The 19648-nt window shown below is 45.4% G+C and carries 14 protein-coding genes; 12 read left to right on the forward strand and 2 right to left on the reverse strand.

Annotation, left to right across the window (positions count from 1 at the left end):
* Positions 1 to 127: 127 nt before the first annotated feature.
* From JNUCC31_RS31700 to JNUCC31_RS31730, 7 genes are all read left to right on the forward strand, one after another.
* Entirely contained in the window at positions 128 to 694 is a 567-nt protein-coding gene (locus JNUCC31_RS31700; RefSeq protein WP_192267249.1) for a sigma-70 family RNA polymerase sigma factor, read from the forward strand.
* The gene (locus tag JNUCC31_RS31705) at positions 684 to 1178 is read left to right on the forward strand and encodes a DUF3600 domain-containing protein (protein WP_192267250.1); all 495 of its coding nucleotides are present in this window, start codon (positions 684 to 686) and stop codon (positions 1176 to 1178) included. The genes JNUCC31_RS31700 and JNUCC31_RS31705 overlap by 11 nt, the downstream gene beginning before the upstream one ends.
* Positions 1179 to 1465: 287 nt before the next feature.
* Positions 1466 to 2140, forward strand: a complete 675-nt coding sequence (locus tag JNUCC31_RS31710) for a response regulator transcription factor (RefSeq protein ID WP_192267251.1) — start codon at positions 1466 to 1468, stop codon at positions 2138 to 2140.
* Positions 2125 to 3219, forward strand: coding sequence for a HAMP domain-containing sensor histidine kinase (locus tag JNUCC31_RS31715; protein WP_192267252.1), 1095 nt, complete (start codon positions 2125 to 2127; stop codon positions 3217 to 3219). Before JNUCC31_RS31710 ends, JNUCC31_RS31715 begins: the two co-directional genes overlap by 16 nt.
* Positions 3220 to 3270: 51 nt before the next feature.
* Positions 3271 to 4737: a serine hydrolase domain-containing protein gene (locus JNUCC31_RS31720; RefSeq protein ID WP_192267253.1), complete on the forward strand. Its 1467-nt coding sequence runs from the start codon at positions 3271 to 3273 to the stop codon at positions 4735 to 4737.
* 211 nt (positions 4738 to 4948) lie between these two features.
* Positions 4949 to 5662: a beta-glucanase gene (gene bglS / locus JNUCC31_RS31725; RefSeq protein WP_192273507.1), complete on the forward strand. Its 714-nt coding sequence runs from the start codon at positions 4949 to 4951 to the stop codon at positions 5660 to 5662.
* A 204-nt stretch (positions 5663 to 5866) separates the two neighbouring features.
* Positions 5867 to 7555 carry an extracellular solute-binding protein gene (locus JNUCC31_RS31730; protein ID WP_192267254.1) on the forward strand — a complete coding sequence of 563 codons (1689 nt, stop codon included), beginning with the start codon at positions 5867 to 5869 and terminating at the stop codon, positions 7553 to 7555.
* 154 nt (positions 7556 to 7709) lie between these two features.
* On the opposite strand, the gene JNUCC31_RS31735 is transcribed toward JNUCC31_RS31730, so the two are convergent.
* Positions 7710 to 9350, reverse strand: a complete 1641-nt coding sequence (locus JNUCC31_RS31735; RefSeq protein WP_192267255.1) for a response regulator — start codon at positions 9348 to 9350, stop codon at positions 7710 to 7712.
* A 10-nt stretch (positions 9351 to 9360) separates the two neighbouring features.
* A complete protein-coding gene (locus tag JNUCC31_RS31740) occupies positions 9361 to 11070 on the reverse strand; it encodes a sensor histidine kinase (protein WP_192267256.1) in 1710 nt (569 codons plus the stop codon).
* Between the two features lie 212 nt (positions 11071 to 11282).
* Between JNUCC31_RS31740 and JNUCC31_RS31745 the strand changes: the two genes are divergently transcribed.
* The 5 genes from JNUCC31_RS31745 to JNUCC31_RS31765 all read left to right on the forward strand — a co-directional run bounded on the left by JNUCC31_RS31745 (position 11283) and on the right by JNUCC31_RS31765 (position 19366).
* Positions 11283 to 12167, forward strand: a complete 885-nt coding sequence (locus JNUCC31_RS31745) for an ABC transporter permease (RefSeq protein WP_228469802.1) — start codon at positions 11283 to 11285, stop codon at positions 12165 to 12167.
* A gap of 15 nt (positions 12168 to 12182) precedes the next feature.
* Positions 12183 to 13061: a carbohydrate ABC transporter permease gene (locus JNUCC31_RS31750; RefSeq protein ID WP_192267258.1), complete on the forward strand. Its 879-nt coding sequence runs from the start codon at positions 12183 to 12185 to the stop codon at positions 13059 to 13061.
* A 40-nt stretch (positions 13062 to 13101) separates the two neighbouring features.
* The gene (locus JNUCC31_RS31755; protein WP_192267259.1) at positions 13102 to 17553 is read left to right on the forward strand and encodes a carbohydrate binding domain-containing protein; all 4452 of its coding nucleotides are present in this window, start codon (positions 13102 to 13104) and stop codon (positions 17551 to 17553) included.
* A gap of 341 nt (positions 17554 to 17894) precedes the next feature.
* Complete coding sequence (locus JNUCC31_RS31760; RefSeq protein WP_192267260.1) at positions 17895 to 18389, forward strand: RNA polymerase sigma factor; 495 nt, start codon at positions 17895 to 17897, stop codon at positions 18387 to 18389.
* Positions 18386 to 19366: a hypothetical protein gene (locus JNUCC31_RS31765; RefSeq protein ID WP_192267261.1), complete on the forward strand. Its 981-nt coding sequence runs from the start codon at positions 18386 to 18388 to the stop codon at positions 19364 to 19366. The genes JNUCC31_RS31760 and JNUCC31_RS31765 overlap by 4 nt, the downstream gene beginning before the upstream one ends.
* Positions 19367 to 19648: the final 282 nt, after the last annotated feature.

Raw genomic sequence — 19648 nt, forward strand, 5'->3', positions numbered from 1 at the left:
ATAAAAGGTGAAAATATATCGACAGTGGAAACAAAGAGGAATCATTGAGCAAAAGTTTATTCTCTTACTGAACCTTTTTCTCTACGGGAGCGAATTAAGGATTGTAACACGTTCAGGAGGGGCCCCTATGAATGATAAAGAGTTAATTCCGTGGCTTGAAAAAGCGGTGCAAGGCGACGAGTCGGCTTTTCAGCTTGTCTATCAGGCGACTCACCAAGACGTCTATCGTACAGTAGCTTTTCTCGTCTACAACAAACAGGAAATTGAGGATATTGTGAGTGAAGTTTACATGCGCATGTGGCGGTCATTTCACAACTACGACCCGAATCGGCCGTTTCGGTTATGGTTGCACGGAATTACTGTCCGTCTTGTCCAGGATTGGAAACGAAAGACCTGGCGGCGAATGCGTCTCTTTGAACGAAACCGCCAGATGACTTGTGAACCACAGTTCGACTGGACGGACAAAGCTGTCCTGCAGTCTGAAATGCAGCATGAACTGTTCAACCTTGTCCGCCAGTTGTCTTATAAACTACGTGTCGTCGTCATCCTGCGCTATTTTCACGACTATACTCTGGAAGAAATTGCAGACATGCTGCAGATTCCCGTGGGCACAGTGAAATCCAGACATCATCTTGCGCGGAAAGAACTCCGTAAACGATTCGAATTGACGGGAGGAGACGCGTATGTCCATTGATAAGGAGTTGCGTGAAGAGCTTCGCCAGGTGGCGGATTCGATGCATTGCCCACCCGAGTTGTATCGACGCGTCGAACAGTCCTATCAACATTATGTGAATGATAAGAGAGGTAGATTACCGATGAAAAAACGCATGCTCGCAGGTATTGCCGCAGTAGCAATCCTGATTCCGTCTGCCGCCTTCGCTGCTTCCTATCTGGCCGATGATATTTTTGGTTCTTCTACGACCATTGAACAGCACGGTGGTACACAGGAAGAATATCAAGAGATTGAAGGTATGCTTCAAGCAGCCAAAGGTAAGCTTACGGAAGACGAATTCAAGGAATTTATGGAACTAACCAAGCAGGTGGTGCAATTAAAGCTGAAGATTACTGATGAAAAAGGAGTCAAACATGAAGAGAAGTTGACCAAAGAAGAACAGCAGCAGTTTGAACAACTTTCCTCCAAGCTGGCCCCGTACTTTGAGAAAATTAACAGTCATTAAAAGGAACCGTTTCTGTATAATACCACTGGCTCTTGTTTGGGGTGCTTGCACCTCATGTGATTACGTTCTCAGCAGATGATTTTAATCCACCAGTATTCCTCATTTAACGTATACTTCGGATGAATAAAAAGGGATCTGAAATTACAGAAATAAGAATATATATCCCCCTTACATTACCAGTTTTTGTAACTGGTAATTTTTTTGTCTTGAGGAGCTTCTTCCTATCCATAATAAAGCGTTCTTTATGCTATGCTTAATTCAAATACTTGAGATACAGGAGACAAAGAATGCCTAAAATATTGATCGTGGACGATGAAGCAGATCTTCGCAAGCTGCTGACCGATTATTTTGAAATCAACGGATATTCCGTCATGACGGCCAAGGACAGCCGGGAAGCCCTAAGGAAAGTTGAACAGCAGCCTGATCTCATTTTGCTGGATATCAACATGCCTGAACAGAACGGTCTTCAATTGTGCGAGAAAATCCGGGAGTTTGTCACTTGCCCGATCTTATTTTTAACAGCTCGAATCGAAGATGCCGATAAAATTGCCGGATTTCGAGCTGGAGGCGATGACTATATCCTGAAACCTTTCAGCATTCGCGAACTGGGGGCCAGGGTCGAAGCGCATATACGCAGGGAGCAGCGAATCCAAAGCAAATCCTCGGTGAAGTTTAACGAGGATTTGGTAATTGACTATACGGCCCGGGAGCTTTATTACAGGGAAAGACGCATTCCTCTGGCCAAAAAGGAGTTCGACATTATCGAACTGCTGTCCATGCATCCCGGCATGGTGTTTGAAAAAGAACGCATGTACGACACGATATGGGGCATGGACAATCAAGGCGACAGCAGTGTGATCGCGGAGCATATCCGGCGTATTCGCTCCAAATTAAAGGAATACAGCTGCGATAACCGAATCGAGACCGTTTGGGGAGTCGGATACAAATGGCCAAGCTCATGAATAGGCTGCTGCTAAAGCGGTTTACCTTACTGCAATCTTTTATCCTATTGTGCGTGGTCACGCTCATTGTTGTGCTGGCCGTCATAACCATGGAGTTTGCTTGGGCGGAGAATCTGCGGCTGCGTTTCGGAGAGACGGATTGGGTGCTGCCTTCCCTGGTCACGGCGGTGCTGCTAACCGTGGCCGCTGGCATTGTCACCATGGCGGTTCTATTTTACAGATGGAAACTAAAACGTCCGCTGGAACTATTAAAACAAGCATCCGAGAACATTTCGGCCAACGATCTAGGCTTCCGCATTTCCTATGACAGCCGGGATGAAATGGGCGAGCTGATTGCGGTATTTGAAAACATGCGCTCACAATTGGAGAAAAACGTAAAGACGCTCTGGCGTTCGGTTGAGGAGCGCAAGCAGATCAATGCAATTTTTGCCCATGATTTGAGAACACCCCTGTCGGTGTTGAAAGGAAACGCCGAGCTTCTCGCCACCTATCTGCCCGAGAAGAAGTTGTCGGAAGAAAAGGTGCTCGACCTAATTCATACCATGAACCTTCACATTCAGCGTTTGGAGAGCTATGCAGAGGCCATGAACTCCATTCAGAGGCTGGAGGATGTCCCGTTGAATTGCCAGTCGATGGATACAATCTCATTAGCAGCTTTGCTGAACGGCAGCGCCGAACAAATCGCAAGGCAGTTCGGTATACGCTTCGTCTCTTCCTTGGAATATGATAATGCCTCAATACATGTAGATCCCTATCTCGTCATGCAAATTTTCGAGAATATGGTGGCTAATGGGGTGAGATACGCAGCCAGTCAAGTTAACGTTCACTATGTCATTCAAGAAGGTACCATGAAGATTACCGTTTCAGACGACGGTCCAGGTTTCTCGCACGAAGCCCTAGATAAAGCTATACTTCCTTTTTACCGAGGCGAGGTATGGGATGCGACTGAACATCGCGGGTTGGGACTTTACGTTTGCAAGGTGTTTTGCGAAAAACATGAAGGCAGTCTCCGGGTTGCAAACGGAACTCACGGCGGCGGAAGCGTGACAGCAAGTATTGGGACCCAAGTTGATAAATAGTTGAAAATGATCTGATAACATCTCCTTATCTTGAATTCAAGGAGTGTTATCATGCTAAAACTGAAAAAAAGAATGTATATCACAATCACATGCTTATTGTTGTTATGTAGCGTGTGGGCAAACCCCGTGTCCGCCAATGAAATCCGAGACAGGGCAGAAGTCCTGCAGGATATCGACGATTATATGAATCGGAGCATGCAGGCCAATCACATCAAGGCTGCTTCATTGGCAATTTCCAAAAACGAAGAGGTCTTTTACGCAAAAGGCTACGGGACATTCGCGGATGGGCAGAAGGTTACGGGTGACACCCTTTTTCCCATTGCTTCGTTAAGCAAGTCCTTTACTGCATTGGCCGTTCTACAGCTGGTGGACAAGGGAGAGATCGACCTGGATACTGCTTACGCTTCCTATTTTCCCGAGCTTTCTCCACAGGATCCTCGTGTTCTAGACATCACGGTCCGTCATTTATTGAACCAGACCAGCGGTCTCAATGACAAAGCAAATCCGGATATGACGAGGACTCCGCAATTCCATACCTTGCATGAGGCCAACCGATTATTAAACAAGGTTCAGCTTGCCCATACCCCCGGAACCGCCTACAGCTATCATAATCCCAATTACGTGCTGCTGGCGAACCTCGTGGAAAGCGTCAGCGGGGAGCTCTTTTCGGATTACCTGAAAAAATATATTTTTGTACCGCTGGGAATGAACCATACCTTCAGTGTCAGTACGACACAGCAAATCATTGAGAACAAAATGATACCCCTGGGACATTACTTGAGTTTGGGACGTTCCATAGGTCAATCGGAACCACTTTGGTTCATAGACGGCCCTGCCGGCATCGTTTCAACTGCAGAGGATATGTCGCTATGGATGCTTGCCCAATTTCAGGGCCAACTCATTTCCCCCGCGCTGATGAAACAATATCATGCAGCAGGAGCTATCGGTCCGTACGGCATGGGCTGGCTTGCAAACCAAGATGAGTCCAGCGGTCGAACGATCTCCCATAGCGGCATTTTCTGGACCTACAAATCTGAAGAAGTGGTTTATTTGAACGAGCAGCTGGGCATTGCATTGATGTTTAATTCGGGTATAAACGCTTTTGTTAATTACGCATCATTTATTGATGGGATTACAGATATCATGAGAGGGGAGAAACCCGAAACCTCTTTTCTAAACGGCCGTAATCTGGAAACGTTCATGGTTGTGCTGACCCTCGCTACACTTGCATGGGGCATGTTCGCTTATTTTCGCATCCGTCGGAAGAACAAACGCCTAACGATCAGCACATTAATTCTGATAACTGCCGGAAGACTGATCCCGATTCTAATTCTCTTATCCCTGTCCCCGCTTGTAACATTTGTAGGGGGAGGACGCGTGCTGCCTGCGTTTGGTATCTGGACTACCCTGTCGTCTCCAGTCATATGGCTTATTGTATGGTCACTTGTGAATTTCGTGCATTTGGCTTGCTATTATTATGTCTACATTCAGAATACAAAAAAAGCTTTTGTAAAGTAATTAAATACAGATTTTCCTGCACGAAAATCTTTAAAAATGAATATTCATTCTTTAAAGTTTGCTATAGTTAGTCGGTACACATCCATATAAAATGGAAACACCAACCATGTAAGCGATATACAAGTAGGTTATGGCAAGAGAATTTACCGGTTCTACGGCGAATCACTTGCCTCAACTCTTACATGGTTGGAATCATTCATGGAGGTGTATGATGAAAAGGAAGTCTTGGTACACATTGGTGGTAACGGGTATTGTTGCTTTGTTCTTTTCGGTAAGCGCTTTCGCAGGGTATGTGTTCTGGGAACCGTTAAGCTACTTCAACTCAAGTACGTGGCAAAAGGCAGATGGTTACTCTAACGGAGGAATGTTTAACTGCACCTGGAGGGCCAACAATGTTAATTTCACAAGTGATGGCAAACTCAAGCTGGGCTTGACCAGTTCTTCTTTCAACAAATTTGATTGCGGGGAATATCGCTCCACCAATAATTATGGGTACGGCTTGTACGAAGTCAGCATGAAACCTGCCAAGAACACCGGCGTAGTCTCCTCCTTTTTTACGTACACCGGGCCTGCTCATGGCACACAATGGGATGAGATTGATATTGAATTTTTGGGAAAAGACACAACGAAAGTCCAGTTTAATTATTATACAAACGGGGTTGGTAATCATGAGAAGATTATTAATCTCGGCTTTGATGCATCACAAGGGTTCCACACCTATGCTTTCGACTGGCAGGCAGGGCATATCAAGTGGTACGTTGATGGCGTATTGAAGCACACCGCAACCAGTAATATCCCGAAGACACCTGGTAAAATCATGATGAACGTATGGAATGGAACAGGGGTAGATAGCTGGTTAGGTCCATACAACGGAGCGAATCCATTGTATGCAGAATACGACTGGGTTAAATATACGAGCAATTAATTAATATACAGCCATCGCAAGCAGCCGTTTAACGGCTGCTTTTGTTTTGTGACAGCCCATAGTTGCATTTATTTAATATAGGTATTCAATTTCCAATATCCTAAATTAGTGCAATAAATGTTGCAAAATTAGTATGGGCATAAATATCATTCCTTCATTATTATTAATCTGTAAAGCAACATTACATAGACTGGGGGAATTGAGTTGGACACAAGTAAAAAGAGACGAATAGGCAGCCTGGTATTGGTAGGTGTATTGTCCCTGTCAGCACTCTTGAGTGGTTGCAGCAGCAATGGGGGGAGTAAAGAGGCAGAACAGACCATTCCAGCCAAAGCGTTGGAGCTGAAAGACGGGAAATATGAACCTCCGGTAACGATTAGCTATTTGCGGCCTTGGGGGCCAGACGTCAAATTCAAACCAGGCGAAGACCAGGATAACAACGTTCATACCAAATGGGCCAAGGAAAAGCTGGGAATCGAGCTGAAAAATCAGTGGATATCTCCATCCACCAACAATGCCTTCGAGACCAAGCTGCGTCTGTCCCTTGCATCCAATGCGGAGATGCCCGATATTATCTCGTATCGTGGTGAATTCAATCTGGTGCGTGAATTGATTGAATCCGGAAAGTTTGTGGATGCAGGCGAGTTATTTGATACGTATGCTAGCGATACATGGAAAAATGCTGTAAATGAAGACCCTTCGGTATGGTATCCATATATGCAGGATGGCAAACGAATTGGTATTCCTATTCTGGATTATGCCTATAACGGTGACCCTGTAATGTGGATTCGTGAAGATTGGCTGAAGAAATTCAATCTGAAAGCCCCCCAAACTTTGGATGAGCTTGAAGTAGTCATGGAAACGTTTACGAATCAGGACCCGGATGGAAACGGAAAGAAGGATACGTATGGACTGACCATCGGCTTCAAAAACTGGCTGAACACATGGATGTCTGAAGCCGGATGGGTCTTTGGCGCATATGGAACGATGCCAAACCAATGGAATCTGACGAAAGAAGGAACTCTGGAATACGGTTCCGTGACACCAGGAGCAAAACAGGCCCTGGAAAGATTGCAAAGCTGGATGGGCAAAGGCTACATACCGGAGGAAGCAGGCGTATATGATGAGACGAAGGCTGCAGAAGAATTCACTGCTGGCAAGGCAGGGATTGTGGTTGGCCCTCACTGGATGCCGTCTTGGCCGCTGGAAGACGTGAAGAAAAACAATCCAAACGCGGAATACAAGGCTTATCCTATTCCTTCCGGTCCTGACGGTCAGGCAGGCAGACACGGTACATCAAATGGAAATGGCGTAGTGCTCATCAACAAAGACATGAAGAATCCGGAAGTCTTTTTCACTTATCAGAACGAACTCTTTGATCATTATGCTAATCCCAAAGAGGGTGATGAGTTCGAATTCGGATTTGCCGAAGGATACGATTGGGTTATGGTGGACGGAAAACCATCAACCGATGCAAGCCTTACAGGCGGTATTGCTCCCGAGAAATACACATTGACCTTTGACGGTGCGCGGATTCCAAGTCTGAGCATGACCACATTGGCGAAGCTCGCAAGCGGTGAAGCTCCAACGACGCCTTTTGAAAGAAAAATCAAATCTGGCGTACCGACACCTATGCTTGATGCAGCCAAGGTGGTTCTGGATCAAAAGGATATCGTTTTCAATCAGATGTTTACAGGCGCACCTACGATGACCATGCAAATGAACAATGACATTTTAACGAAGATGGAAAAAGACACCTTCTCCCAAATCATCTATGGCAAAACCTCTGTTGATGCGTTTGATTCATTTGTAGAAAAGTGGAAATCATCTGGCGGGGACCAAATCACCAAAGAAGTAAACGAATGGTACCAATCCGTGAAAAGCGGAAAATAACAATGGGTAGGCCGATGAATATATTATTGCGGCTCCAATATCAAAAAAAGCATTGCGGGAGAAATTCTCCTGCAATGCTTTTTTGAACAAATGGAATACGGGGAAAAGAGGGAAGAAGGCCAGAAACTAAGCTTTGAAACAAAGGCCGGTTCATTTATACAGGCAGTTTTTCCCGATATTCTTGTGGAGTAACATCATAGAATTTTTTGAATACACGGATGAAATAGGCGGTATTGTTGTAACCGACCAGTTCGGCGATCTCAAAAACCTTTGTTGTGGACGTACGTAAATAATATGCTGCCTTTTCCATTCTTAATCGATAGACATATGCAGTAAGTGCTTCTCCAGTCTCCGCCTTATACACCTTGGACAAGTATACAGGATGCAGATGCACGTGGTCGGCAATTGCTGGCAGCGACACGTCTGATGCCAAATGCAAATCCACAAAACTTTTAACGCTGCGAACAATGGTGCTGTGGTTGTCCTTCAGCTCTTGATCAGCGTCATCACGTATGTAATGTAGTGTACGGATGGACCATTCCTGCAATTGCTGTGCGGTAGAGTAGTTGGGAGCTTGAAAGTAGCGATAGGATTCCATCGGCAGTACAGAAGATATTTGCTTGCCATTTTTATGAATGATGTAAGCAAACGCACCAGCCAAAGCATAATACACCTCAATCGTTGACTCTGCGATATCATGCTGTTCGCCCGAATGCAGGAGTTCCTCAAAAATAATTTCGATTTTCTGCTCGATATCCTCAAAACGGCCTGCTTCCAACAGGCTTATTAACGTTGGCGGCTTATATAGGGATCTGATGGCAGGAAGAGGATGGATATCGGTTTCATCTGAAGCTGTCACGAACAAACCCTGAGTCTGTCCCATCCGTTTGCGCATCGACATAACCGCACGTTCATAAATCTCTTCTATTTCATAAGGGAATTCCCCCCAGTTGGACACGGAAATGGAGATTGCACCCTTCAAATACGACTGCACATTCGTTTGAATCTGAGCCGCATAATGCTCAAGCAACGTTTGAGGCTTCTCGTCCTTCTTAAGGCTCATCTTGCTTGCAGGCTTCATCGTGACCAGGACAACAATGTAATCGTGAACATCCCGTGTATGCCAAATATGAAAATGACCCTGCATGACTTCGCTGATGATATTACAAATGGCATATTCCATCAAAGCAAGGTCGCTCTGTGCCATCTCGGACAGATGTTCCTCCATGCGAATGACCAGCATACCCAGATCCTCCCCGACGGAATAGGGTAGTTCCAGCAAATCAAGCTTCTCTGACAGCGTCTTCTGATCATAGATTTTCCCTGTCAGCAGCTCATGCAGCATCGTGGATCTCAGCAATGGCAAATTATCCTGAAAGACGTGCAAGGCCCTTTGGTAAGAAGCAGCCGATTCCCATTTTTCCTTGATTCGGTTGACGACGCGCTGGACCGATTCGATGAGATCTTCATCACTAACAGGCTTCAGCAAATAATCAAAACTTTCCTGAGCAATCGCCTGCTTCGCATATTCAAAATCAGCGTGACCGGATAATAGAATAGTCTGCACATGCGGCCATTTTTCGTGGATGGCTGTAATAAGTGCAATACCTGACATCTCGGGCATGCGTATATCTGTGATAACAATGTCAATGTCGTGATTTTCCATGATTTCGAGCGCCACCGCTCCGGATAATGCTTCATGGACGGTGCCGATCCCGCAGCTTTCCCACGGAATCGTTTCGGCTAGCGTCTCCACAACTGAACGTTCATCATCCACAAGCAATAATTGCAGCAAGGGAGTTCACCTACTTATCTGTATTCTCGTGCCATATGATATTGACTTTAACGCCACCTAATGAAGAGTGATTATAGGCCAGTCCTGCCGCCTCACCATACATAAAGGACAATCGCTGATGTACATTCCATGTACCGCAGCCCATATCCTCATCCAGCGGTTTAAGCAGATCCGATTTCAGTTGATCCAACTGTTCATCCGTCATGCCAAGTCCACTGTCTTCCACGGTAATGGTATACATATCGTCCTTGCAGTCGGCATAGATTCTGATCTCGCCATCCTCGGACCGGGGCTCAAGACCATGAATAATAGCGTTTTCAATGATAGGCTGAAGTGTCAATCTGGGCACTGTTTTATCTAAAATAGCATGGGGCACGTCAATTGTAAAATGCATTCGCTCCAGTCTAAGAGACTGAATCTCCAGATAATTTTTGACCATGGTCAATTCTTCACGAATGGTTGCCAGGTCTTTTTCAGACCTAGTTATGTATCGATAATATTCTCCCAGATTAAGTGCCATGGCAACTACAGCTTTTTCATTTTTCATCCTCGCCATATTTTTGATATAAAACAGGCAGTTATACAGGAAATGGGGATTGATCTGGGATTGCAGCTGTTTTAGCGTAGCTTCTCTACTTCTTAATTTCTCCTCGTATACATTTTCAATCAGCTCCTGAACTCGCTGCGCCATGATGTTGAAACGGGCAAACAGTAGGCTGAATTCGTTGCGGGCCGTGTACTTCAGGCGAACGGAAAAGTCCCCGGTGGATAAGCGGTTCGTTCCTCTTACAAGTTGGAGAAGAGGGAGCTGCACACTTCGATAGAGTGTATACAGAACTATAACGCTCATCACAATCAGAACAGCAATGGATGCATAGAAGAGATTTCGACTGCTTGTAATTGGCCTCAGGATTTGCTGCATCGGCACATAGTCTACATAATACCAGCCGAGGCTTTTGGATTGTATGTACGAGACATAATACTCCGTTTGATTCAGTGTGGTTGTGAATCCTCCATTGGCCTGCAACTTTGTATCTTTCAACGAGGACTGGATAGCTTTCAGTGTATCCATTCCGGAGCTGTTGCTGATTAAGCCATAATCAGGATGAAACATGAATGGATCACCTTTGTTATTTAGTTTGTTTTGATTGAGCAGAGATACTAAATGGTGAACCGGAAAACTGATTTTGGTAATTAATTTCGCTTTATCAGGTTTGGCCATCGCAGTCGTCGGATCAGTCGTGTGCCAGATAAAATGATTGTCGGCATAGGTCCAGGATTGCGACAGCGGTTCTGTAAATTCATTATCACTGTATGGAATGTAAGTATAATAATCGGTTGATATCACTTTTTTCATTCGGGGGAAGTAGAGGGTAATGGTCGAATGCCATTTACTTGCTGCATTATACAGATTCATCTTCTCCAGAATGGCACTCCCTACTTTGACACGCTCATAAGGAACATCTTTATAGTCCGGACGCTGATATTCCTGAATGCTGGAATCCTGTCCGATCGACATTCCGTAGAGAGACAATTGGTAAATGTTGGATTCTACAGAGTCGGCAAACGTTGATAGATGATTCATGGTGTTGTTCTGGATTTCATGTTCAATAACTCGCACACTTTCTCTGTTCGAGTAGGTGTAGAGAAACAGCACCAGAATAAGCAGCATCACAAATAACAACGTTATTTTGGTAAATACATTCAAACGGCTGAGCAAAGTGAAACCTCCTCAATCTCATTAAAATAGTGATATCGTTGTTGCAATATTAGGATATAGATTGCAAATTTCGATTGCTATAATTTTAATATACAAGTTCACGATGACTTGTAAAATACAAATTTATAGACATGGGGGATGTAGGGGTGAAGGAACATACTTTAGAAACGACTCACAAGCGGCGTTCTACCAGGGTGAAGCAGCGCTGGAACATGCAAAGGAACTGGACCTTGCATATGATGCTCGTTCCGGCTGTATTGCTGGCACTGGTGTTTCAGTACATACCGATGGGTGGCATTGTGATTGCTTTCCAAGATTTTAAGCCTTACCTTGGATTTTCAGAGTCTAAATGGGTAGGATGGGATAATTTTAAATATTTGTTTTTATATCCCGATGTAGGTCAAGTGATCTGGAATACACTGGTCATTGCTTTTTTTAAAATTGTTGCAGGGCTTCTTGCTCCTTTTTTGTTTGCCATTTTATTAAACGAAGTACGTCTGGTTGCTTTTAAAAGAGTGAGTCAGACGCTTGTATATCTGCCGCATTTTCTATCATGGGTTATCCTCGGTGGAATTTTGCTCGATATTCTGTCACCGCAAGGGGGCATGGTTAACCAGCTGGTCGTTGCATTTGGAGGGGAGCCTATCTTCTTCCTTGGAGATGGAACATGGTTCCGGATCACACTCATTGTCAGTGACGTCTGGAAGGAATTTGGTTTCGGGACAATTGTGTTCCTGGCTTCTCTATCAGGGATCAATCCTGCGCTTTATGAAGCGGCCGAAGTCGATGGGGCCAATCGGTTCAAACAAACGCTGCATATTACGATTCCGGCATTGATGCCAATTACGATTGTACTGATGACACTTTCCATCGGCAATATTCTGAATGCCGGCTTTGATCAGGTATTCAATCTGTATAATCCACTCGTTTATGACAAAGGGGACATCATTGATACCTTTGTATATCGACTGGGGATTTTAAACGGAAAAATGAGTTTTGCCACAGCAGTAGGATTGTTTAAATCGGTTGTCGCTACAATTCTGATTGTCGTATCGTATAGAATGGCTTACAAACTGGCCAATTATCGAGTTTTTTAGAGAGGAGAAAAGGGCTTGTATTACAAAACTAGAGGATATCGAATATTCAGCAATGTTAACTACACGTTTCTTGGTATTTTATCATTACTCTGCATTTTGCCTATCATTCATATATTAGCTGTTTCATTCAGCAGTATGGCGCCCGCGTCCTCCAATCTGGTCAGCTTCTGGCCCATTGGTTTTACAACCGACGCTTATGTAAAAACGTTCGGAAATTCGAACTTTATTAACTCCCTTCTCGTATCTGTCAAGCGGACAGTAATTGCTACCGTCATCGGTATGGTCATCATGCTGATTACAGCTTTTCCATTGTCTAAGGAAGATATCAGTTTCAAAGGGCGTTCATTGTACACCTGGTTTTTTGTTTTTACCATTTTGTTCAGCGGTGGATTGATTCCCAGTTATATTCTGATACAGAAGCTGGGTTTAATGAATACGATCTGGGCGCTTATTCTGCCGGGAGCTCTGTCGGTATGGAACGTCATTCTCATGATGAATTTCTTCCGGGGATTGCCCAAAGAGCTTGAAGAAGCCGCCTATTTGGATGGAGCAGGCCATATCAAAACATTGATTCTGGTATACGTTCCATTATCGCTTCCGGCAATCGCTACGCTTTCCTTGTTTACCATGGTATATCAGTGGAATTCCTGGTTCGACGGCATGATCTACATGTCTGATATTAAAAATTATCCACTTGCTTCCCTGCTCCAGACGATCATTGTTCAGCAGGATCTCAGCAAAATCAATGTGGACCCTTCTATGCTGGAGAATATCTCGCAGCGGACGGTACGCGCAGCACAGATTTTTATCGGTGCACTTCCGATCCTGCTTGTCTATCCATTTCTGCAACGCTTTTTTGTCAAAGGAATCGTTATTGGGGCAGTTAAAGAGTAGAACAGCAAGCACCACCAACAGAGCTAAGGGAGGATGTAAGATGAGAAGAGGATTAGCAAGTATGGTTGCAGGGTGTTTAGTGGCTTCACTCGTTTTGCCATCATTCGCTGGAGCAGAACGTTTACAGGGACAAGTGGGGACGGGGGACTTGCAGGCGAAAAGCCTGCAATCCTCTGTTCCGTATAAAGACCTCACGGGTCACTGGTCACAATCCGCTGTTATGCGGATGCAAGAGTTGGCTTTACTGCAAGGGTACACAGACGGTACGTTCAAGCCAAATCAGGTGATTAGCCGGGCTGAATTTGTTTCGATTCTGGATCGGGTTTTTGGCTTTGCAGGCGGACCGTCCAATTCATTTGCAGACATGGCAACAGAAGCTTGGTATTATGACGCGTTAACACGTGCAAACGCTTCCGGAATTATACAGGGAACTGATCCTGAGCATCTTTCTCCAGAAGAACCTATAACCCGGCAGGATGCAGCGGTCATGGTGGATCGCGCTTTTCAGCTTTCGACGGGTACCGAAAAGGAAAGCGAACTATTGAACTTTGATGATGCGGATAATGTTTCCGGTTACGCTAGGAAAGCGCTTACTTATTTGGCGAGTGAACATATTATGAAAGGATACCAAGGCAAATTAAATCCCAAATCCCCGATAACTCGCGCAGAAACGGCACGGCTGTTGTCCGCCATGATCGCAAATGTCGAAGCTTCACCTGGTACATATGAGTCCCAGGTGGATGGCAACTTGATTGTACGGGCATCCAATATTAACTTGAAAAATACGGTTGTAAATGGGAATCTGCTGCTTGCGGAGGGAATTGGCGATGGCTCAGTTGTGCTCCAGGGGGTAACTGTAACTGGAAGCGTCATCGTTAAAGGTGGTGGCAGTCATTCGATCGACATCACCAACTCCAAGCTGAATCGCATCGTCATTGACAAACGCGGGGAACCTGTCAGAATCGCCGTTGCGGAAGGAAGCAACATACAGGAGATGATCGTAAAGCAGAAAGCGATCATAGAACTATCTGCAAATAACTTGATCGATTCCCTGACCGTTCTACAGGAAGCGAATCAAACTCGGATTGACACTAAGGGTAAAATTAAAAATCTAAGTGTGGATGCGAGCGATGTTGTGATCAATGGCGAGAAAGTAAAATCAGGATTGCGCACATCCATGACGGGAGAAGAGAAACAATCCGCTTCCTCTCAGCCTGGTGATTCAACGAATGCAGGAAATACCCCAACGCAATCAGCTCCGAGTGGGCAACCCCCAACTACACCATCAACACCAAGTAATCCGTCCGGTGAAAAGCCGATTCCTGCAACAACGATCCCCCATGATCAATGGGATCTTGTGTGGAATGATGAATTCAACGGGTCAGCAGTTGATTCTTCCAAATGGACTGTGCAGGATACGGGATTGGTCTATAACAACGAATTGCAATATTACAGTCCGGATAATACACGTATTGTAAAGGATCAGAATCGAAGCGTGCTGCAAATTGAAGCGAAACGCGATCAGAAAGACGGTAAAGATTACACCTCTGGCAAAATGATTTCCAAGGGGAAAGGTGACTGGACCTACGGCAAGGTGGTTGTTCGTGCAAAGCTTCCTGTAGAAAAGGGCATGTGGCCAGCCATATGGATGATGCCGACAGATGAAGCGCATTATGGAGGATGGCCTGCGTCTGGAGAAATTGACATTATGGAGCTAATCGGTGGGAAAGAGAACAGCAACAAGGTATACAGCACATTGCATTATGATGCTGTTAAGCCTGATGGTTCTCATGGACACAATCAGGGCAGCCTCACGCTCCCCGAAGGAGAATCCTTCGCTGACGATTATCATGATTTCCAGGTAGAGTGGCTTCCGGGCATGATTCGTTTTTATGTCGATGGCAAGCTGCATCATGAAGTAACCAACTGGCAGACCAAGGCTGCGGGTCAGCCGGAATATTTTACTTTTCCTGCACCATTTGATCGTCCATTTTATCTGATTCTGAATTTGGCGGTTGGAGGAGACTGGCCGGGATCGCCGGAAAGCGATTTTACTTCTGAAGCGATGAATGTTGATTTTGTGCGTGTCTACTCATACAAAAATTTAAACCAATGGCCTGATGTAACCACGAATCCAATTGAGCCTGAATCACAACGTGAACCACAAGCCGATGGAAATCAGATCTACAATGATCAGTTTACGGAAGGTTCTGCTTCCAACGGTGTCCCTTTTCAATGGCAGTTCATTACAAATGCTGGGGGAGCCGCTGAGGTTACCGTTGTTGAGAATGAGCAGAAAGGTAAAGCAGCGATGGTAAGCATTGCGAACGCCGGAACTGAGAATTATTCGGTTCAGCTCACACAGATGCCGATCTACGTTAAGAAGGATAAAAAATACAAGATACAGTTTGATGCCAAAGCATCTGCAGATCGTACCATACGTTCCAAATTAACCCAATTTGAAAAAAGCTGGACGAATTATTCGGGAGAGCAGTCCTTTGCACTCACGACAGATTGGCAATCCTACGAATATACATTCAACATGCGGGATGGCTCCGATAATAATGCCAGATTCGAGTTTAATTTGGGGCTGGATGACAAAACCGTTCTGCTTGCCAATGTTCGACTGATCGAGATCGGTGAGGCAGATCCGTTGATTGCAGAGCGTAAAGCATTGCCTGATGGTAACTTCATTTTCAATGGAACGTTCGATCAAGGCAAGGAACGTCTGGGATTCTGGTCCAGCAGCATTCTGGAAGGTGCTGCAGCCAAGATTAGTGTAAATAACTTTTCGAAATTCCCGATTATGGAGCGCCAACTGGTTGTTGATGTGACGCATACGAATGGTGAGCCTGAGCAGGTTGCGGTAACCCAGCCGGATATGAAGCTTGAGGCGAATACAACATATGGCTTTTCCTTTGATGCTAAGGCAGATACCTCGAGAAGCATGGACATGGATCTGGTCAGCGCGGAAGGACATTCTGTTCAGGTGCATCAGGGCCAAAATCTCCAGCTTGGACAGGAGATGAAGACGTATACGGGAGAAATCACGATTGGCGATGGAGTGCCCACCGTGAATGCTAATCTTAGACTACTGTTTGGCAGCTCCAAGGGCACAGCTTATGTAGACAATGTTCGTCTGACGAAACGCGGCAAACCTGTATCGGTCAATGGCTACGCACACGTGCCTGCAACTGAAGCCTGGAATATGCAAGGCTTGCAGCTGGAGAATTCCGACGAAGGAGGCAAGCATGTTAGCTACATGGATAAAGGTGATCTGCTGCAATACAAGATCGATGTAGCGAACGACGGCGTTTACGCCCTGTCTGCCCGTATGGCAAGTGGAAAAAGCGATTCGAGCGTTCGTTTCAGCATCAAAGACGAACAAGGGATCTTTGTCGCAAAATCTGGTCTCAATCTCGGGGATACAGGTGGATGGCAGACCTACAAAACAGTCTATTTCCCGGCAGTGTCCTTAGCAGCAGGAAAGCAATATTATATTAATTTTGAAGGTGAAAATTATAATACTCGCTGGGTGGATATTTCAAAGAGTAAAGTTCAAAATGGAGAACTTGCAGCAGACGGTAATCATTGGGAGCTGATCCCTAATGTTCTGACAGCCACCTATTCAGAGAATGCAGGCGTGACGATTGACTTGCCTGACACGAGCACGAATTGGTGGGATGCCTTGCTGCAACAAAGCCAAATCGAGCTTGGAGCAGGAAAAACATATCGGCTTACATTTGAAGCATCGGCATCCAGTCCCAAAAAAATGCAAACCGTAATCTCGCAGAACGCTGGAGATTACACAAAGTATATGGATCAGGAAGTAGAGCTAACCGATAGCAAACAGCAGTATGCTTATACATTTACCATGGGGGATACCTCAGATGCCGCAGCAGTACTTGCATTTGGCTTGGGTTCTCCGGCAGCCGGCCCACATAACATTTCTATCCAAAACGTGCTGTTATTTGAGGTTAATCAGAACGCAGAACAAGGGGGACAGCCTGTTCAAGTCAATCTGATCCCGAATGGCGACTTTGCGAAAGGTGGCGAAAGCTGGTTTAAACACGCGGATGGAAACGCCGAAGATCTTGTGATTAACGTAGCGAACCAGCAGCTCGAAGCCCAGATCGGTCAAGCAGGGAACAATCCGTGGGATCGACAGGTCATTAATGAAGGCTTTGGGATGCAACAGGGTTATAAATATAAACTTACTTTCAATGCCAAAGCGGATAAACCACGTAAAATGGGCATTGGCATCGGCTGGGTCGACGTTCCAGCAGGCTACGCTTGGCACGGATTCTTTGGAGAGCGAGTGGACCTGTCCACAGAGGAACAGGAGTATACCTACACGTTCGAAGCAACGGAGCCAAGCTATACGAACAGCCGAATTGTGTTTGACATGGGTAACATTGCTGGAGCCTTAGACGGTAACACAACGATTACGTTGTCTAATGTTAGTTTGATTAATATGGGGCTTGCCAAATAACCTATGACCCTATTTGACTAAAGTATCATTAGGAGTAATCATTTCACACCAGTTCGATTAAGCCCCACAACAGTCTGGATATCACAAGTGCTGCTTGTGTCTGGAGGCTAGGGTCGTGCATTTTTCAATAAATAATTAATGAAGCCTTAAATGCTTTGACCAGAACCAGCGTCTTTGAGTGTAATCGTGAAGGCACGATATAAAACTCAAACTAAAGAATAGTAAGCTATTTCGGGGGACATCCACAGTCCTGCGGAATAGCTTTTTATTTTTTATAAAACAAAATGTGACCAAATGCCGTCCGTAAAAGTGTTAAGGATATAAAGGAGGGCAAAACAACCATGCAGCGATCAGTGCCCAAGCCGGGCAATCATGTGATGAACATCTATGAGACATACGCAGATACGCTGTTCCGGATTGCCATGGTGCACCTCGGCAGACGAGAGGATGCGGAGGAAGCGACTCAGGATACCTTCATCAAACTTATTGAAAAAGCCCCCACGTTCAACGATGCAGAGCATCAAAAAGCATGGTTGATTCGGGTAATCACCAATCATTGTAAATCCTTGTTAGGCAGAGGCTGGCGCAAACGGGAAGTCAAGCTGGAGGGTATAGAGCCGCTCATGACGGATAACCCCGAAGATCAGGCTTTGATTGAGCTGGTGCTGTCATTGCCTGTGAAGTATAGAGCGGTGGTTCATCTATATTACTACGAAGATTATCCAATCCGAACCATCAGCGAGATTCTGCAGATTAGTGAGTCAGCGGTAAAGATGCGTTTACAGCGGGGAAGACAGCTGTTAAAACTGGAGCTTGAAGGGGAGGAGCACCCATGAACGAAGAACGATTCAAACAACAGTACAAGAAAGCGGTGGATCATATGAAAACAGACGATCTAATGAAAAAACGGGTAGAGCAAAGACTGAATACACAGCGTCAACAACCTAAACGCCAGCGCAAACCGCTATACATCGCAGCAAGCGTCGTTGTAGCTGCAAGCATAGGGCTTGCTGCACCAAGCGTATGGCAGCAATGGAATAACCCGATAGGACCTGAGACAGAAGTGGCAACGAACGGGACAAATACTCCGAACGGATCGTATGATCCGGTTGTCATTCCGAAGACCGAATTGCCGGTTGCGAAGGGCAAGGGTGCCATGGCTGACATGATGCAACTGGTGGTCTATCAGGGTAACGTCTACACGCAATCGGCTACATCGCTTGAAGGTGCAGATGCACTTGCCCTGCGCGGTGAGAAGCTCGGGACCACGACCGGAGGCATCGATGAGTTCAGCAAACAGGATGAGTACAAGGAACTGGCTTCCAATATTGGCGAGGCAGATATCTATGCAGTAAATGGTTACGGCACAGATTTTCGCATTATGTCCTATACCGAGATCGACGGGCAAGTGTATGCCCAGTTGTTCGACAAGACCAACGATATGACAATCAGCAGTGGTGCTGACCTGATCGGCAAGTTGAATATTGAAGGCCACATCACTTCGGCAAAATGGGAGACCTTTGACAGCTGGAACAACGGATTGCAGCAAATGCGACCGCTATCGGCAGACAAATCCCTTAACAACTTCATCTCGGCGATATATGAGGCGAAACCGATCGCACCGAGCCCTGAACTACAAGAAAGTCTTTACAGTAAGGAAGATCGCAAGATGATCTACCTGACGCTGGAAGACAAAACCCAGGTTTCATTGTTTCTGTTTGGTGAAGGTTTGGTTCGTTACGGCAATGTACCGGCATTTCTTAAAGTTGAGCAAGGTGCCTTCCAGTCCTTCTGGAACAGCCTGAGCGAATAAAACAAAACCAAGATTGAAGAATACTAACTTCCGATCCTGAGCCGCTAATTATAAGGGCTCTTTTCGTTTTCTTCATCTTTATCTCCGCTCTTGCGACAGGTGTACACATACACGGGAGGGAAGTTCAAGGGTATCCACTCAATATTTTCGGACCGCAATAATACAATCCAGGTGTTGGACCTGCTCCTCATATATTCTTTTCAACAAATAGGAGGCATTTCTCATCCTCTGGTCTCTATCAAACAAAAAATCAGTTGCGGAAGCTGGTAAATGTGCTGACAT

The organism is Paenibacillus sp. JNUCC-31 (assembly GCF_014844075.1).
Lineage (GTDB): Bacteria > Bacillota > Bacilli > Paenibacillales > Paenibacillaceae > Paenibacillus.

What these genes read in the sequence shown, in the direction of transcription:
- JNUCC31_RS31700 (WP_192267249.1), top strand. Translation starts at nt 128, where the DNA reads ATGAATGATAAAGAGTTAATTCCGTGGCTTGAAAAAGCGGTGCAAGGC.
- JNUCC31_RS31705 (WP_192267250.1), top strand. Translation starts at nt 684, where the DNA reads ATGTCCATTGATAAGGAGTTGCGTGAAGAGCTTCGCCAGGTGGCGGAT.
- JNUCC31_RS31710 (WP_192267251.1), top strand. Translation starts at nt 1,466, where the DNA reads ATGCCTAAAATATTGATCGTGGACGATGAAGCAGATCTTCGCAAGCTG.
- JNUCC31_RS31715 (WP_192267252.1), top strand. Translation starts at nt 2,125, where the DNA reads ATGGCCAAGCTCATGAATAGGCTGCTGCTAAAGCGGTTTACCTTACTG.
- JNUCC31_RS31720 (WP_192267253.1), top strand. Translation starts at nt 3,271, where the DNA reads ATGCTAAAACTGAAAAAAAGAATGTATATCACAATCACATGCTTATTG.
- bglS (WP_192273507.1), top strand. Translation starts at nt 4,949, where the DNA reads ATGAAAAGGAAGTCTTGGTACACATTGGTGGTAACGGGTATTGTTGCT.
- JNUCC31_RS31745 (WP_228469802.1), top strand. Translation starts at nt 11,283, where the DNA reads ATGCAAAGGAACTGGACCTTGCATATGATGCTCGTTCCGGCTGTATTG.
- JNUCC31_RS31755 (WP_192267259.1), top strand. Translation starts at nt 13,102, where the DNA reads ATGAGAAGAGGATTAGCAAGTATGGTTGCAGGGTGTTTAGTGGCTTCA.
- JNUCC31_RS31760 (WP_192267260.1), top strand. Translation starts at nt 17,895, where the DNA reads ATGCAGCGATCAGTGCCCAAGCCGGGCAATCATGTGATGAACATCTAT.
- JNUCC31_RS31765 (WP_192267261.1), top strand. Translation starts at nt 18,386, where the DNA reads ATGAACGAAGAACGATTCAAACAACAGTACAAGAAAGCGGTGGATCAT.